At 73.4% G+C, this 15,070-nt stretch carries 15 protein-coding genes; 10 read left to right on the top strand and 5 right to left on the bottom strand.

Annotated features, from left to right (window positions below; translation table 11 throughout):
• Nucleotides 1-135: 135 nt before the first annotated feature.
• Both ACO1BR_RS03800 and ACO1BR_RS03805 read right to left on the bottom strand, forming a co-directional pair.
• Nucleotides 136-972 carry an ABC transporter permease gene (locus tag ACO1BR_RS03800; RefSeq protein WP_426793578.1) on the bottom strand — a complete coding sequence of 279 codons (837 nt, stop codon included), beginning with the start codon at nt 970-972 and terminating at the stop codon, nt 136-138.
• A 34-nt stretch (nt 973-1,006) separates the two neighbouring features.
• Complete coding sequence (locus ACO1BR_RS03805; RefSeq protein ID WP_426793579.1) at nt 1,007-1,666, bottom strand: DUF1707 SHOCT-like domain-containing protein; 660 nt, start codon at nt 1,664-1,666, stop codon at nt 1,007-1,009.
• Nucleotides 1,667-2,095: 429 nt separating this feature from the next.
• Between ACO1BR_RS03805 and ACO1BR_RS03810 the strand changes: the two genes are divergently transcribed.
• Nucleotides 2,096-3,340, top strand: coding sequence for a helix-turn-helix domain-containing protein (locus tag ACO1BR_RS03810; protein WP_426793580.1), 1,245 nt, complete (start codon nt 2,096-2,098; stop codon nt 3,338-3,340).
• Between the two features lie 94 nt (nt 3,341-3,434).
• Here ACO1BR_RS03810 and ACO1BR_RS03815 read toward each other — a convergent pair whose 3' ends face one another.
• Nucleotides 3,435-3,614: a DUF5708 family protein gene (locus ACO1BR_RS03815; protein ID WP_043270175.1), complete on the bottom strand. Its 180-nt coding sequence runs from the start codon at nt 3,612-3,614 to the stop codon at nt 3,435-3,437.
• Nucleotides 3,615-4,034: 420 nt separating this feature from the next.
• Here ACO1BR_RS03815 and ACO1BR_RS03820 point away from each other — a divergent pair, with 420 nt between their 5' ends.
• The 7 genes from ACO1BR_RS03820 (at nt 4,035) to ACO1BR_RS03850 (ending at nt 11,126) form a co-directional block, all read left to right on the top strand.
• A complete protein-coding gene (locus tag ACO1BR_RS03820) occupies nt 4,035-5,303 on the top strand; it encodes a beta-ketoacyl-[acyl-carrier-protein] synthase family protein (RefSeq protein WP_426793581.1) in 1,269 nt (422 codons plus the stop codon).
• Nucleotides 5,304-5,317: 14 nt separating this feature from the next.
• The gene (locus ACO1BR_RS03825) at nt 5,318-6,004 is read left to right on the top strand and encodes a GNAT family N-acetyltransferase (protein WP_426793582.1); all 687 of its coding nucleotides are present in this window, start codon (nt 5,318-5,320) and stop codon (nt 6,002-6,004) included.
• On the top strand, nt 6,001-8,763 hold the full coding sequence (lanKC, locus tag ACO1BR_RS03830) for a class III lanthionine synthetase LanKC (RefSeq protein ID WP_426793583.1): 2,763 nt from the start codon (nt 6,001-6,003) through the stop codon (nt 8,761-8,763). Before ACO1BR_RS03825 ends, lanKC begins: the two co-directional genes overlap by 4 nt.
• A gap of 9 nt (nt 8,764-8,772) precedes the next feature.
• The gene (locus tag ACO1BR_RS03835; protein WP_373299802.1) at nt 8,773-8,850 is read left to right on the top strand and encodes a class III lanthipeptide; all 78 of its coding nucleotides are present in this window, start codon (nt 8,773-8,775) and stop codon (nt 8,848-8,850) included.
• A gap of 101 nt (nt 8,851-8,951) precedes the next feature.
• Entirely contained in the window at nt 8,952-9,029 is a 78-nt protein-coding gene (locus ACO1BR_RS03840; protein ID WP_373299802.1) for a class III lanthipeptide, read from the top strand.
• 77 nt (nt 9,030-9,106) lie between these two features.
• A complete protein-coding gene (locus tag ACO1BR_RS03845) occupies nt 9,107-9,193 on the top strand; it encodes a class III lanthipeptide (RefSeq protein WP_189299667.1) in 87 nt (28 codons plus the stop codon).
• A 142-nt stretch (nt 9,194-9,335) separates the two neighbouring features.
• A complete protein-coding gene (locus ACO1BR_RS03850; RefSeq protein WP_426793584.1) occupies nt 9,336-11,126 on the top strand; it encodes an FAD/NAD(P)-binding protein in 1,791 nt (596 codons plus the stop codon).
• Nucleotides 11,127-11,148: 22 nt separating this feature from the next.
• Here ACO1BR_RS03850 and ACO1BR_RS03855 read toward each other — a convergent pair whose 3' ends face one another.
• Together ACO1BR_RS03855 and ACO1BR_RS03860 are read right to left on the bottom strand one after the other, a co-directional pair.
• Nucleotides 11,149-11,865, bottom strand: coding sequence for a response regulator (locus tag ACO1BR_RS03855; RefSeq protein ID WP_426793585.1), 717 nt, complete (start codon nt 11,863-11,865; stop codon nt 11,149-11,151).
• A gap of 225 nt (nt 11,866-12,090) precedes the next feature.
• Entirely contained in the window at nt 12,091-13,290 is a 1,200-nt protein-coding gene (locus ACO1BR_RS03860) for a sensor histidine kinase (RefSeq protein ID WP_426793586.1), read from the bottom strand.
• A 328-nt stretch (nt 13,291-13,618) separates the two neighbouring features.
• Here ACO1BR_RS03860 and ACO1BR_RS03865 point away from each other — a divergent pair, with 328 nt between their 5' ends.
• The gene (locus tag ACO1BR_RS03865) at nt 13,619-14,335 is read left to right on the top strand and encodes a hypothetical protein (protein ID WP_426793587.1); all 717 of its coding nucleotides are present in this window, start codon (nt 13,619-13,621) and stop codon (nt 14,333-14,335) included.
• A 255-nt stretch (nt 14,336-14,590) separates the two neighbouring features.
• Nucleotides 14,591-15,004 carry a transglycosylase family protein gene (locus tag ACO1BR_RS03870; RefSeq protein WP_426793588.1) on the top strand — a complete coding sequence of 138 codons (414 nt, stop codon included), beginning with the start codon at nt 14,591-14,593 and terminating at the stop codon, nt 15,002-15,004.
• The last annotated feature ends 66 nt before the right edge of the window (nt 15,005-15,070 follow it).

Raw genomic sequence — 15,070 nt, forward strand, 5'->3', positions numbered from 1 at the left:
CCGGGCCTTGTGCGTGCCCCGCCCCTGCCGGCCACGGGGGAAGCCGGGCGGGGGCGGGGCACGCCTTCTTCGTACGGAGGGGGCCACGCCGCGGCGTGCCAGGGGTGGTTGCCGCCGCTCCGTACGGGTCCGGGGTCAGGTCTTCCTGGCGAACTTCGCGAGGGCGATCGGGGCGGTGACCGCCGTCAGGCCCAGCGACCACAGCACCGTCCAGGTCACCGGGCCGGCCACCGGGCCCTCGCCCAGGGCCAGTCCGCGGGCCGCGTCGGCCATATGGGTCAGGGGGTTGAGGCGGGTGAGGCTTTCGAGCCAGTGCGGCATCGTCGTCGGCGACACGAAGATCGAGGAACCGAACTGAAGCGGCGTCAGGACCACCACCGACAGCCCCTGCACGGCCTGGGCGCTGCGCAGGGTCAGCCCCAGGAGCATGAAGGTCCACACGAGGGACGTGCCGAACAGGGCGGTCAGCCCGGTCGCGGCCAGCAGGCCGGGCCAGCGCCCTGTGACGTCGAAGCCGAGCAGCGCGGCGACGGCCAGCAGGACCGCGATGGCGACCAGCATCCGGCCGGTCTCCACCACGACCTTGGCGATCAGCACCGAGGAGCGGGCGATGGGCAGGGTGCGGAAACGGTCCATCAGGCCCGTGCGGAAGTCGTCGTTGACGCCCGTGCCGACCGCCATCGCGATGGTCATCCCGAGGATCACCATCAGGCCCGGCACCAGGAACCCCAGGTACCGGGTGCGGTCGCCGCCGGCGCCGAGCACACCGCCGAAGACGAAGACGAAGAGCAGCGTCAGCACGACCGGCATCAACAGCGCGTCGGTCATCGACTCCGGGTTCTGCCGGATCTGCAGGAGGTTGCGGCGGACCAGCGCGCCGGTGTGCCGCAGATGGGACCGCACCGTGATCCGCCCCTCGTCGCGCCGGGGCGGGGCGGGCGCGGGGTGCGGCGGGGCCTCGTACGACGTCATCGCTGCTCCTCCCTCGGATCCGGCGGCCGGTGGCTCAGGCCCCGCGCCGGCGCTCGTCGAGCCACTTCTGCCAGTACGTGCGCCGGTCGCTGCTGGGGTGGGCGACGACGATGTCGCCGAAGACCGCGGAGCCGGTGATGCGCACCAGCGGGGTGACGGACTCCGGGCCGGAGTGCGCCCGGGTCAGATCGCGCAGATCGCCGAAGAGCTTGCTGCAGTTCAGCTCGACCCGGACGCCCTCGGGGAGGAGCAGGTGCACATCGCCGAGCACCGCGCGGGCCGAGATGGTCAGTTCACCGGTCGACGGGGCCGGGGAGGAGCACAGGTCGAGGGTCAGATCGCCGAAGACCGCGGTGGCCTCGATGCCGTTCTCCAGGGCGGGGCTGCTCAGCGTCAGATCGCCGAACACCGCCTTGAACACCCGCTGTCCGGCGGCAGCCGGCGAGGGCGGCGGTGCGGCGGCGGGCAGATCCTCGCCGACCGACGCCAACTCCTCGCGCGTACGGGCCAGATAGGCCGCCTCGTAGCGCTCGGCCAGTTCCTCCAGCGTCAGCCGGCCGTCCACGGTGGCTTCCCGCAGCCGCTCGATCATGTCCTCGCGCTCGGCGTCCGAGGCGAGCACCGAGGGCTGCCGGGGCGCGGTCGGCGACGGCGCCGATTCCTTGTGCAGATCGGGGCGTTGGGGCTGCGTCATGGGAGGGGCCTCCGCTGGTCGGGCGGTAGTGATGCGGGCGCCGCGATGCCCCCGCGCGGTCTCATCCGACCACGTCACAGGGGGTGCGGACATCGGCGTGCGGTACTACATCGAAAGGTGCAGGCGGCGGTTGCGGCCACCCGGTTCGGCCTACCCGCCCGTCCGGTTCCGGCGGACGGGCGGGCGCCGCGCCCGGTCCGCCCGCCGCTCCCCGTGGATCGCCGTATTGGTGTGTGCACCATTGATCCGGGGCCGGCGAAATGATCTCGTCATGGCTTGGTGAAGTCCTGTGTGAAGTCGGGTGAAGAAAGTAAAAATGATGTCGACTTCGTCTTGACTGCTTGGTAAAGTAGCCCGCGCTCATTGTGACTCGGGATTTGTCTAGCCGACCACAGTCATCGAACCGTTCGAATCCGGAGGATTTGTCGAATGCCTGAGCTGGCGGACACCGGGAGGCGAATCAAAGAGCTCCGGGTCGGCGCGGGAATGACCCAGCACGATCTCGCCGGATCCGACATGTCCTCCAGCTACATCTCCCTCGTCGAACGCGGGAAGCGTATTCCCAGCGGCCGGGCCCTCAAGATCCTGGCCGAGCGCCTCGGGGTCGGCGTGACGGAAATATCCGGCGGCGCCGAGTCGGCCGAATCCACCGGCCGGGTCCGCCGGCTGGATCTGGTCGGCCGATTGGTCGCGGCTCGCCGCCAATGGGAGGGCGGCGATGCCGAGGGTGCGCTCCGGGAATTCCGCGCGCTGGCCGAGACCGAATCGGCCGGCCGGCAGGACGACGTATATACCGAGGCACAGCTCGCCATTGCCGAAATACTGGGGTCACTGGGCCGCGCCGACGAAGGCGCGGCCGTCCTGCTGCGGATGCTGGACGCGCTCGCGGCCGCGCCGTACGCCGAGGCCCGGCTGCGCGCGCTGATCGCGCTCGCCGACCTGCTGGAGTCGGCCGGCCGGGTCCAGGACGGGCTGCGCTACGCGCTGACCGGCTCGCTGGAGTCCGACCTGGCCCCCGGCACCGGCTTCCACTCGCTGCTGGTCCTCGACGTGCTGACCCGCTGCGCCTACTGGAGCGGCTGCGCCCACTGGGCGCCGGCCACCGACCGCGGCCGGCCGGCCGCGCACGGGGTGCTGCCCGGGCCGCGCGCCAGTATCGACCTGCACCGGGCGCTGGACCTGTGGGACCGCGGCGCGGCGGACCGGGCGGCGGAGCTGCTGGCCGACACCGCGCGCCGGGTCACCCCGGCCGCCGGGTTCCGGCTCTGGGAGAAGGTCAACGGTCATTACGCGCTGCTGCTGCTCGGCCGCGGCGAGCGGAGCGCCGCGCGCAGCATTGTGGAGCGCGGGCTGGTGGTCGCCTCCGTGGCGCAGGAACCGGACTTCCCGCTCTGGCTGACGACCGCCGAGGCGGTCTGCGCGGAGGCCGCCGGCGATCCGGCGCGGGTCCGGGCGCTGGGCGCCGAGCTGGCCGCGCTGCCCGACACCGGCCGCCGTCACGAGAAAGCCGCCGCGCTCCTGGAGATCGCGGCGGCACACGAGCGGATCGGGGACCGGGAAAAGGCGGCCGGTTACTTCCGGTATTCCGCCGAGCTGTTCCGGCGCGCTCAGGCGTACCGGCACGCCGACCGGGCCAGGGAACGGCTCACCGAACTCCTCGAAAAGCGGAACTGACGCCCGCCGGGGAGACCTGCGGTCCACCCGGGCGGGCGTCAGAGCGGAAACTGCCAAAAGCGCCGGCCGTGCCACAAATGCCGTAATTGCGACGCTATTTATTCGACTTCTTCCCCAGCCCCAGGAGCGCGAAGAGCGCCTCCGCGCCGCCGACGATGGCCAGGACGAGTCCCGCCTTGTGAAGTGAGATGACCGGCGTCTCGACTTCCTTTGTGGTGAGCCACAGGATGACGCCGACGATCGCCAGAAAAATGCCTACGGCAATACCCTTCATGAGTTCCCTCGTCCCTCGTTGGTGGTGCCGGAGCTGGTTGACCGCTCCAGCGTCCCGCCCGGCCCGCCGGTCCGGATCATCCGCAGGTAGGCACTTTCCCCGGCGCCTCCTGTCACTTTCTATGTACGCCGGGCCCCTACCCGCGGCCCGGCGCACGGGAGCGGACACGGGGACCGACGCTGGCGGCGGCCGGTGCACCGTGCTCGCCTGGCGCCTCGTCAGTCAAATTTAATGACTCTGCCAGTCATGTGGAGGGCGGCGTTTCCGCTGGTGAGCTGCGTTCTTGCCCTGATTGACCTGCTCAGTCGGCTGACTCCGTTGGGCGCGAAGCGTTGACAAGACTCTGACTCGCCTGTCATCTTTCTGTTCATGAGGGCGCCCCGATCGTGACAAGGGGTAGAAAAGTAGGAGGCGGGTTTCATGGAGTTACGGGCAGCGGATCGGCGGCGGGTCGTCGTCACCGGCTGCGGCGTGGTGTCCCCCGTGGGCAACACCACCGCGGACTTCTGGGCCGCCCTCCTGGCCGGCCGCAGCGGTGTCGGCGCCGTCACCCGCTTCGACGCCTCCGGCCTGCCGGTGCGCATCGCGGGTGACGTCAAGGACTTCGACCCGGCCGCCGACGGTTCCCTCACGCCCCAAGAGGCCCGCCGCAGCGACCGCTTCACCCAGTACGCGGTGGCCGCCGCCGCCCAGGCGCTGCGCGCCGCCGGCCTCACGCCCCCGGACGGCATCGACCCGTACCGCTTCGCCGCGGTGATCGGCTCCGGCTACGGTGCCGCCCCCGCGATCCAGCAGCAGTACGACATCCTCAAGGAGCAGGGCCCGCGCCGGGTCTCCCCGTACCACTCGGTGCTCACCGCGATCGACCACCCGGCGAGCCTGCTGTCCATCAAGTACGGCATCGCCGGCCCCAGCAACGCGGTCTCCGCGGCCTGCGCCACCGGCGCGGTGGCCATCGGGGAGGCGGCCGAGCTGATCCGGCACGGCCGCGCCGACATCGCGCTGGCCGGCGGCACGGACGACTCGCTCACCGCCGTCGACCTGGCCGGCACCGCCAACGCCAGGGCGCTCTCCCGCCGCAACGACGACCCCGAAGGCGCCAGCCGGCCCTTCGACCGGGACCGGGACGGCTTCGTGATGGCGGTCGGCGCCACCGTACTGACGCTGGAGGAGGCCGGGCACGCCGAACGGCGCGGCGCCCCGATCCTCGCCGAGGTGGCCGGCTACGCCGCGACCACCGACGCCCACCACGCCACCGCCCCCGACCCCACCGGCGCCGGAGCCGTCCGCGCGATGCGGGCCGCGCTCGCCGACGCCGGCAGGGATCCCGAGGACGTCGGGCAGATCAGCGCCCACGGCACCGGCACCGTCCTCAACGACCGCATCGAGGCCGCCGCGCTGCGCGAGGTGCTGGGCCCCGACACCCTGCGGCGCACCCCGGTCACCGCCGTCAAGAGCATGACCGGGCACATGCTCGGCGCCTCCGGGGCGGCCGAGGCCGCCGCCGCGGTGCTCTCGCTGCGGGACCGGGCGATCCCCCCGATCCGCAACTGCGACCACCCCGGGGAACCGGATCTCGACCTGGTAACCAAGGGCGCCCGCGACTGGGACGGAGACGTGGTGCTCAGCAATTCGTTCGGCTTCGGCGGACACAACGCCGTACTCGTACTGGCCCGCTACACCGGCTGAGGAGGAAACGCACCGTGCAGGGACGACTGGTGACCTTGGAATGGCCCGGCGACGACGACTGGGCGGCGATCGCCTCCTGGCTGCGGCCCGGCTCGCCGGCGGCCGTGATGAGCGGCGACTGGGAACTGCTGGGCGCCGCCGACGTCGAGCAGGCCAACCGCTCCGGGCGGGTCAGCCACATGGTGATCCGCACCCACGACGGCGAACGCATCGGCACCGTCAGCTACCAGCGCACCGGCCGGATCGGCGGCTACTCCGTCGGCGGCGCCATCGGCACCCCGGAACTCTGGCGCCGGGGCTACGGTGCGGAGGCCGTGGTCCTCCTCGTCGACTACCTCTTCCACCAGCTCGACGCGCACCGCGTCCAGGTCACCACCGCCGCCTACAACAAGAGCATCATCCGGCTGATGACCAAGACCCAGTTCGTGGTCGAGGGCATCCTGCGGGACCACTGCTACCTCGACGGCGCCTACCACGACGCGATCGTGTGGGGGATCCTCCGCGACGAGCACTACGCCTCGCTCAAGCCCAGCGCCACCAACCGCGTTCTGGCCGTCGGGCTGGAGGACTTCGTGACCGAGGACGACAAGGTCCAGGCCCGCGAGATCCTCGCCGAGCACCTGGCGGCGACCGGCCGCAGCGCGGTCGCGGCCTTCCTCGACACGGCCGCGCCCGCCGGGAACGAGCGGGGTGCCGCATGAGGGACGGTGCCGAGAGCTTCGCCCTGGCCGACCGCATCTTCTTCGACTGGCCCGGCAACTGGGACCTGGAGGCCACCCGCTTCCCGGCCCCGCCGCTCCCCGAAGGCTGGACGTACGACGAGAACGAAGCCTGGTCCTTCTGCCGCCCGCCCGTGGACGAGGAGCGCCAACTCCCCGACCAGGGCTGGAAGATCCACGTCAGCGCGGCCCCCGAGGACGCCGAGCGCACCCTCGCCGACGTCGCCGCCTACTGCGTCCGGCACGGTCTGCTCTTCAAGTACCTCAAGAGCGCCAACGTCCTGCGCGCGCTGAGCCGCAAGTACGCCCAGCGCTCCTCCGCCGGCAAGCTGCTGACCGTCTACCCCGTGGACGAGGCGGACCTGGCCCGCACCCTCGAAGGGCTGGACGCCGTCGTCGGCGGCCGTCCCGGACCGTACGTCCTGACCGACCTGCGCTTTCGCGAGGGCCCGCTGTACGTCCGCTACGGCGGCTTCCGCACCCGCTACATGGAAGACGTCGAGGGTGGCGGCGATCTCGTCACGGCCGTGCGGCGCCCCGACGGCACCCTGGAGCCGGACCGCCGCACCCCCGTCTTCCACACCCCCGACTGGGTCCCGCTCCCGGACGTCCTCAAGGACTCGCTGGCCGCCCGCCAGGCCGTGGACGACTTCCCCTACCGGATCACCGGAGCGCTGCACTTCTCGCACGGCGGCGGCGTCTACCGCGCCGAGCCGGCCGGGGAGCACGCCCTCGGCGCGGGAGCGCGCAGCGTCGTCCTCAAGGAGGGCCGGCCGTACTCTGGTACGGACGGCGTCGGCCGGGACGCGGTCGCCCGGCTCGCCCACGAGCACCGGATCCTGACCACGCTCGCCGGGCTGCCCGGCATCCCCCGCACCTTCGGCACCTTCGAGGTCCGCGACCACCTGTTCCTCGTCCTGGAGGACGTTGAGGGGAAGGACTTCCAGTCCTGGCTGGCCGGCGTCTACCCGCTGACCGTGCCCGAGCCCGACGAGGCGGCCGTGGCCGCCCACCGGGACCGCGCGCTGGCCCTGTTCGCCCGGATCGAGGCGCTGGTCGCCTCGGTCCACGGACGCGGCATCCGCATCGGCGACCTGCACCCGGGCAACTTCATCATCCAGCCCGGCGACATCCCGGTCCTCCTGGACTTCGAGGTGGCCGACGCGATCGACCGGGCCACCCCCAGCAGCCTCGGCGCGCCGGGCTTCCACCGGGCCGACGCCACCGGTGCGGACGGCGACCGCCACGCACTCGCCGCCATCGCCCTGTGGCTGTTCCTGCCGCTCGCCGCGCTCGGCGGCCTGTCCCCCGACAAGGCGCCCGCGCTGCTCGACACCGCGGCCCGCCGGTTCGGCCTCCCGGAGGACCTGGTGGCCCGGCTGGCCGGGCAACTCGCCCCGGCAGCTCCGGCCGGTCAGCCGGCCCCGGCAGCCCAGGCAGGGCGGTCAGTTCAGACAGGACCGTCTGCGGGCGCCCCGCCGTGCGCCCTGGTCAGCGCCCCCGGCCCGTTCCCGGCCCCGGACCTGATCGCTTCCATCGGGCGCGGGCTGCGCGACAGCGCCACCCCGCACCGCACGGACCGGCTGCACCCCGGGGACTTCGCCCAATTCGCCGAGGGCGGCGCGGGGTTCGCGCACGGCGCCGCCGGCGTCCTGTGGGCCCGGCACACCGTGCTCGGGGAACGCGACGCGCACCACGTCGCCTGGCTGCGGGCCGCCGCCGACCGGGTACCGGCCGAGCGGATCGGCTTCTACGACGGGCTGCACGGCATCGCGTACGTCCTCGCGGAGCTGGGCGACGAGGAAGGGGCGCGCCGCGCCCTGGACCGGGCCGGCGGGCAGCTCGACGTACGGCACTGCCCCAGCCTCTACCGCGGACTGTCCGGCGCCGGCCTCAACCTCCTGCACTTCGCGGACCGTTGGGCGGACGACACGGCCCGCGCTTCGGCCCTGCGACTGGCCGACCGCGTCACCGACCGGCTGGCCGCCGCCCTCCGGGAGCCGGTCGCGTACCAGCGGCGGACCGGTTCCCGGCACGCCGGCGGGCTGATGTACGGCTGGTCCGGACCGGCGCTGTTCCTGCTCCGCGCCCACCAGGCCACCGGCGACACCGGCCTGCTGGACCAGGCGGTCCGGGCCGTCCACCGCGACCTCGACCGCTGTGCGTCGGGACCGCAGGACACGCTCCAGGTCGACGAGGGGTTCCGGCTCCTGCCCTACCTGGACAACGGCAGTGCGGGCATCGCCCTGGTGGCGGCCGAACTCCTGGGCCACCGCGACGACGCCCGGATCCGTGCGGCCCTGCCCGGCCTGTTGCGGGCCTGCTCCGCCGACTTCGTCATCGAATCGGGGCTGTGGGGCGGACGCGCCGGACTGATCGGCACCCTCGCCGCCCTGCGCGAGTGGGTCCCGCTGCCCGCGGCGGACGCCGAGCGGCAGCTCCACCGCCATCTGGCCAATCTCCAGCAGCACGCCATGAGGCTGAACGGCGCGACGGTCTTCCCCTGCGACGGCCGGGCCCGGATCTCCATGGACGTGGCCACCGGCGGGGCCGGCGTACTGCTGGCCCTCGCCGCCGCCGAACGGGGCACCCGGCTGCTCCCGTTCCTCACCGACTCGCGGTCCGCCGCGGCCGTTCACCCGGCCGTCCCGGAGCGCGCCCGCGGCGCCCACGGCGCCGCGACCCCCGCCGTCCCGTCCGGGCCGGAGGGCACTGCGGACAACGGAAGGGAGGTGTCGTAAATGACCATCATGGACCTTCAGGGCATCGAGGTGCCGGCCGAGCGTGAGGCTCAGGCGCTGGGCTCGACCGTCAGCACCGGCTGCTGACGCGCCGTCAGGTGCCCCGCATCGGCACCTGATACGGCACGTCACCACCGTGGTCAACCACCACTGCGACACATCGAAGGGAGGTTTCCGATATGTCGATCATGGACCTGCAGGGCATCGAGGTGCCCGCCGAGCGTGAGGCCCAGGCGCTGGGCTCCACCGTCAGCACTGGCTGCTGACGCCGTCCGGTGCCTGCACAGCACCGGACCTCTCACCGTACACATCACCACCGAATCGCGGAAGGGAGGTGTCGTCAATGACCATCATGGACCTTCAGGGCATCGAGGTGCCGGCCGAGCGTGAGGCTCAGGCCCTCGGCTCCACCGTCAGCACGGGCTGCTGACACGGCGCCCGGTGGTCCCGCGCTGCGGTGCGGGCCACCGGGCTCCTGCGGTTTCCGGGCGGTTTCGGGGCGCGCTCCGGGTCGGGTTCCGGAGGCGCGTTCACGAGAGGCCGGGCAGGACGGTCAGGACGGGGGGACGGTGATGGGGAAGGACCCGCACCACGGCGGGAACACCGGCGCACCGCTCGCCCTCTGCGTCATCGGCTGCGGCCCGCGCGGCGCCTCCATCGTGGAGCGCATCCTCGCCAACGTGCCCGCCCTGTACGGCGATCGCCCGCTGGACCTGCACGTCGTCGATCCGTACCCGCCGGGCGCCGGCCGCACCTGGCGCACCGACCAGCCCGGCCTGCTGTGGATGAACTCCGCCGCCGACCAGGTCACCATGTACCCCGACGAGAGCGTCGCCTGCGCCGGACCGCCGCGCCCCGGCCCCACCACTGCCGGGTGGCTCGACGCCCCGCTGCACGACGGCGCCTATGCCGCCCGCCGCGACCAGGGCCGCTATCTGCGCCGCTTCTTCTCCGAGGTGACCGGCGCGCGGCCGGCGTCGGTACGGCTGCACGTCCACCGGGCCCGCGCCGTCGACCTGTTGCGCACCGCCCCGTACGGCCGCCTGGGGCGCCAGCGGGTGGTTCTCGACTCCGGCCGGACCGTCCTCGCCGACCGGGTGGTCCTCGCCCAGGGCCATGTGGACACCCTCGCCGCCCCCGCCCCGCCCGGACTGACCCGGATCGGCCCCGGCCCCGCCGACCCGGACGCGCTGGACCGCATACCGGCCGGTGCGCCCGTCGTCGTCCGCGGCCTCGGCCTGGTCTTCGTCGACTGCCTGGCCCTGCTGACGGAAGGCCGCGGCGGCCGGTTCTCCGGGGTGCCCGGCGGCCCGCTGCGCTATCTGCCGTCCGGCCGCGAACCCCGCCTGTACGCGGGCTCCCGCCGCGGCGTACCGCTGCCCCCGAAGCCGTCGGCCACCGCGCCCGCGGCGCCGGACGGCGGCCTCCGCTTCGCCACCCCCGGCGCCTGCCGCGCCGCGCTGGCCCGCCCCGGCGCGTCCTTCGGCCGCGACGTCTGGCCGCTGGTGCTGGCCGAACTGGCCTGGCACCACTACCGCGCCCTGTTCGCCGCCGCACCCGACCGCACCCGCATGACCTGGCAGGACTTCGACGCCCAGTACGCCCTGCTGTTCACCGACGCCGGCCGGCTGGCCAAACTGGCCCGCGCGGCGGTCCCCGACCCGGCCGACCGCCTCGACCTCGACCGGCTGGCCGACCCGCTGGCCGGCCGCCGCTTCACCGGCGGCGACGACCTCCAGCGGCAGCTGCGCGCCCACCTGGCCGCGACCCTGCGACGCCGTACGGGACCGGCGGCCGGCCCTGAACTCGCCCTGGTGGACGGCCTCCGCCGGACCGGCGAGGTCGTCGAGGAGCTGTGGCGCTCCGGTGACCTCGACGACGCCTCGGTCGCCGACGCGCTGCGCCGTTTCGCCCTCGGTACGTACCTCAGCTCGGGCCCGCCGCCGCTGCGCGCCCGGCAGCTGCTGGCTCTGGCGGAGGCGGGCGTGGTGACGTTCGTGGGCCCCGGCATGCGCGTGGAGACCGGGCCGGCCGGCTTCCGGGCGCTGAGCCCCGCCGTCCCCGGCGCCGTCCACGAGGCGGCCGTCCTCCTGGACGCCCGGCTGGCGCCCGCCGCTCCGGACCGGGTCGCCGACCCGCTGCTGCGCGCCCTGGCGGCCCGCGGTGAGCTGGCGCCGGACCCCGCCGGGGAGGACGACGGGCCGCCGCGGCTGTCCGGCGCGGAGCTGCACCCGGTCGCCGCGGACGGCACCGTGCACCGCGACCGGATCGTGGCCGGCCCGGCCCAGTTCCCGCGCCCGCGGGCCAACGCCGTGGCCTTCCGCCAGAACGACGCCATCGCCCGGCGGTTGCTGGCCCGCTGAGTCCGGCCGCCGGCCCCGGCCCTCACCCCCGCAGGGTGACCCCGTGCTGCTGCGCCAGGATCGCCGCCTGCACCCGGCTGCGCAGGTTCAGCTTCGACAGGATCCGGCTGGTGTGCGTCTTGACGGTGCCCTCGGCCAGATTGAGGGTCTGGGCGATGGCGCTGTTGGCCAGCCCGCGCCCGATGCAGGCCAGCACCTCCAACTCCCGCTTGGTGAGGGTGTCCAGGGTCTGCGCGGCGCCGTCCGGCAGCGAGGGCCGCGACGACGGCGCCTGGAGCGCGAACTCGGAGATCAGCCGCCGGGCGATCGCCGGGGTCAGGAAGCCCTCCCCGTGCGCCACCTCCCGTACGGCGCCGACCAGGACGGCCGGTTCCGCGTTCTTGAGGATGAAGCCGCCAGCCCCGGCCCGCAGCGCCCCGAAGATGTACTCGTTGAGGTCGAAGGTGGTCAGCACCAGGACCTCCGCCAGCCCGCGCTCGACGATCCTGCGGGTGGCGGCGACACCGTTGAGCAGCGGCATCTGCACGTCCATCAGCACGACGTCGGGCCGCAGTTGGCCGGCCATCCGCACCGCCGCCTCACCGTCGCCGGCCTCGCCGACGACCGTGATGCCCGGGTCGGTCTGGAGGACGAGGACCAGACCGGAGCGCACCGCCGCCTGGTCGTCGGCGACCAGCACCCGAATGTCCGGCCGGCTCTCCTCAGGGGCCTGGGCACGCTCCGCCACCGGTTTCTCCACCGCATACTCCACTTCTGATCACCCTCCAGGAACTCGGGACTCGGACACTCGGGACTCGGACACTCAGGACGCGGACACCCAGCGCTCGCACACCCAGCGCTCGCACACTCAGGACTGCGGGACGCGCTCCCGCAGGACGCGCCCCCAAGGACGCGGGCCCCGGTCGGCGCGGCCGCGCGGCGGTACCCGCCGGCACCCGCCCGTCGGCCGACACCCGCCCGCCCATCAGGAGTTCTGGCCCAGCGGGAGCACCGCGCGGACCCGCCAGCGGCCGGGGGCCGACCGGTCGGGGCCCGCGTCGAAGACGCCGCCGACCAGCGTGGCCCGCTCGGACATCCCGGCGAGCCCGGCGCCCGCCCCGGCGGTCGCCGGATCCCCGGGGCGCCGCTGCCGGGCGGGCACGTCCGGGCGGGCCAGCGGGCTCTCGACGGAGATGGTCAGCTGCTCGGCACCGGTCTCGCAGCGGATCCGCACCCGCCCGGCAGCGGCGTGCTTGAGGCAGTTGGTCAGCGCCTCCTGCACGATGCGGTACGCGGTCACCTCGATCACCGACGACACCTCGGGGAAGCTCTCGGGGAACTCGGTGTGCAGCGTCAGCTCCGCCGCGGCGGCGGCGGGCCGGGCCTGTTCGACCAGCGCGCCCAGCGCGTTCAGCTGCGGCCGGTCCCAGTCGTCGTCCACCGCCCGGTCGGAGCGCAGCAGCACCACCATGCGCCGCATCTCGGCCAGCCCCTGCACGCTGTTCTCGCGGATCACCGCCAGCGCCCGCAGCACCGGATCCTCCGCGTCCGCCCCGCCGCCCCGGTCCTGCCGGCTGCCGTGGGCCTCCTGGAGGGACAGCACCGCGCTGGAGTGGATGGCGATGGCGCTGAGGTGGTTGGCGACCAGGTCGTGCAACTCCCGTGCCATCCGGGTGCGTTCGGTCTGGAGCACGGTCTTGCGGTCCAGCTCGGCCAGCCGGTTGATCTGCGCCGCCCGCTGCCGCTCGGCGTCCGCCTGCTCCTTGTGGTTCCGTATCAACACCCCGGTCCAGACCGGGGAGATGAGCAGCAGCGCCACGATCAGCCCGGTCGTCACGCCCTCGGACCGGTCGCCGATGAAGAGGAAGACGACGGTGGCGGCCATGGTCGCCGCGACGGTGCCGAACTGGAGCGCGCGGCACAGCCAGGGCGCCCCGTACAGTGCCGCCGCGTACAGCAGATCGGTGTAGATCAGCACCGGCCCCAGCCCGCCGCTGGCCGCCGCTTCGAGGCTGACGGTGACGGTGCCCACGAGCACCGCGGCCAACGGCAGCACACTGCGGAAGGCGGTCGCCGCGCACAGCACCAGCACCGGGAGGACGGCCTGCCATACGGGGATCTCGCCCCCCATCACCCGTGGCCCGCCCAGGACGTACAGAATCAGGCAGCCGGCGAAGAAACCCACCGCCATTCTGAGGTCACGGAGCGGTATGGGCGCGCGGCGCAGTTGCTTACTTGCGAAATGGCGTAACCACACACCAGGACACTACTTCCGCGTACGGCCCGATCCCTTGGCCTGGCCGCCGAATTGGGTCGCTGCTCCGTACATCGAAGTATGTAGCCGGACATCAGCAGGAGGGATGACTCGAAGGCTCCGGAGGGCATGCAAACCTAGGGCTGACTGTACCGATCGATGTAGGCGAAATAGGGGGAGCACGAGTCGCCCGCCGATTGAAGGCTGCCACTCACCGGTGCGGCCGAGCCACCGCTCAACTGTGGAGGACGGAAAGTACGTGGAAACGAACGCCGCTCTTCTCGATCTTGACCAGGAACTCCTCGACCAGGAACTCCCTGGCCAGTTCGGCCCCGATCAAGTCCCCGTCTTCGTGGTCCCCGTGGGGGACGTCCCCGAAGGAACCGACCCGCACCCCGGGTGCGGAAGCGAGTTGACCGCCGACAGCTGTCCGTCCCTCAACGGACACACCAGAGCCACCCTGGACGCCGCGTCCCGCGGCTGGCTGCTCGCCCGGCTCCCCGCCCGGGTCCGCGCCGCGATGACCGCCGCCGGCCACTGGGAGCTGTACGGCACCCGCGGCCTGCTGGTCGTGGCCTGCGGCGACGGCGCCCACCAGATGGGCTTCTCCGTCGAATCCGTGCGCCGCGTACGCCAGGAGACCTCCGCGCTGCACACCCCGTACGAGATCCTCACCGCGCGGGAGTCCCGCGCCGCCGCCGGCCGCCCGGCCGCCGAACGCGAACGCCTCATCACCCGCTTCTGGGTGCGCAAGGACGCCGCCCTCCAGGCCGTCGGCCGCGGCCTCTCCCTCGCCCCCGAGCGCATCGAAGCCGGTTTCCCCGCCGACTCCGGCACGGTCGCCGTCCCCGGCCCCTGCGGCAGCGAAATCCCGGTCCACGTCCGCAACTTCACCTTCTCCCCGGCGTACGAGTTCGCGGTGGCCACTCCGGAACCGCACGGTGCCACCCCCGCGTTCGCCTATTCCGTCAGGTAAATTCCCGCGGACGCCGCCCGTTTCCACCCCGGTGGTCCGGGGAAAGGGAAACGGGCCGATCCGCGGGCGGCTTCCGTCTCCGCAGATGAATTGCCGTATCCCGACCGACAGGAGGCCCACCCGGGTGAAAATGCCTCCGTCCGGCCTACGCGATCCTGCCGAAAAGCATATTGACGGGTTACCTGGTGCCTGCCCCTCAGTCGCGGCGGGCAGGACGCCACGACGCCGCCGGAGCACGCAGGAGGAAGTACCGCCATGCCGTCGCCTCTCGCCGCACGCACCGCCGTCGCACTCCCGTCCGCCCTGCTGGCCCTGCTCGGCCTGCTGACCGCCGCCGGCAGCGCCGCGGCGGACGAACCGCCCCCCTCCGGCACCGACTGGGAGAAGGTCGCCGCCTGCGAGAGCAGCGGCGACTGGCACTCCAACACCGGCAACGGCTACCACGGCGGCCTCCAGATCTCCCCGTCCACCTGGCGCGCCTACGGCGGCGACCGGTTCGCGCGGCGCGCCGACCTGGCCAGCCGCGCCGAGCAGATCGCCGTCGCCGAGCGCATCGTCCAGGACCAGGGCCTGGGCGCCTGGCCCAACTGTGCCCCGCAGGCCCTCGCCCGCGCCCGCTACGTGGCCGACCGCGGCTATCCGGGACGGCGCCTCGGGCTGCGTCTCTGACCGGGCGGAACACGTCCCAGCCCGCCGGCCGGTCCGGCCGGAGGGCCGTCACGGTGAAATCGGTGG

This window comes from Streptomyces sp. YGL11-2, assembly GCF_050054615.1.
In the GTDB taxonomy this organism is placed as follows: domain Bacteria; phylum Actinomycetota; class Actinomycetes; order Streptomycetales; family Streptomycetaceae; genus Streptomyces.

Excerpts from the sequence above, each read along its gene's own strand:
- ACO1BR_RS03815 (WP_043270175.1), bottom strand. The coding sequence starts at position 3,614 with ATGAAGGGTATTGCCGTAGGCATTTTTCTGGCGATCGTCGGCGTCATC.
- ACO1BR_RS03820 (WP_426793581.1), top strand. The coding sequence starts at position 4,035 with ATGGAGTTACGGGCAGCGGATCGGCGGCGGGTCGTCGTCACCGGCTGC.
- ACO1BR_RS03840 (WP_373299802.1), top strand. The coding sequence starts at position 8,952 with ATGGACCTGCAGGGCATCGAGGTGCCCGCCGAGCGTGAGGCCCAGGCG.
- ACO1BR_RS03805 (WP_426793579.1), bottom strand. The coding sequence starts at position 1,666 with ATGACGCAGCCCCAACGCCCCGATCTGCACAAGGAATCGGCGCCGTCG.
- lanKC (WP_426793583.1), top strand. The coding sequence starts at position 6,001 with ATGAGGGACGGTGCCGAGAGCTTCGCCCTGGCCGACCGCATCTTCTTC.
- ACO1BR_RS03845 (WP_189299667.1), top strand. The coding sequence starts at position 9,107 with ATGACCATCATGGACCTTCAGGGCATCGAGGTGCCGGCCGAGCGTGAG.
- ACO1BR_RS03810 (WP_426793580.1), top strand. The coding sequence starts at position 2,096 with ATGCCTGAGCTGGCGGACACCGGGAGGCGAATCAAAGAGCTCCGGGTC.
- ACO1BR_RS03800 (WP_426793578.1), bottom strand. The coding sequence starts at position 972 with ATGACGTCGTACGAGGCCCCGCCGCACCCCGCGCCCGCCCCGCCCCGG.
- ACO1BR_RS03870 (WP_426793588.1), top strand. The coding sequence starts at position 14,591 with ATGCCGTCGCCTCTCGCCGCACGCACCGCCGTCGCACTCCCGTCCGCC.
- ACO1BR_RS03835 (WP_373299802.1), top strand. The coding sequence starts at position 8,773 with ATGGACCTTCAGGGCATCGAGGTGCCGGCCGAGCGTGAGGCTCAGGCG.
- ACO1BR_RS03850 (WP_426793584.1), top strand. The coding sequence starts at position 9,336 with ATGGGGAAGGACCCGCACCACGGCGGGAACACCGGCGCACCGCTCGCC.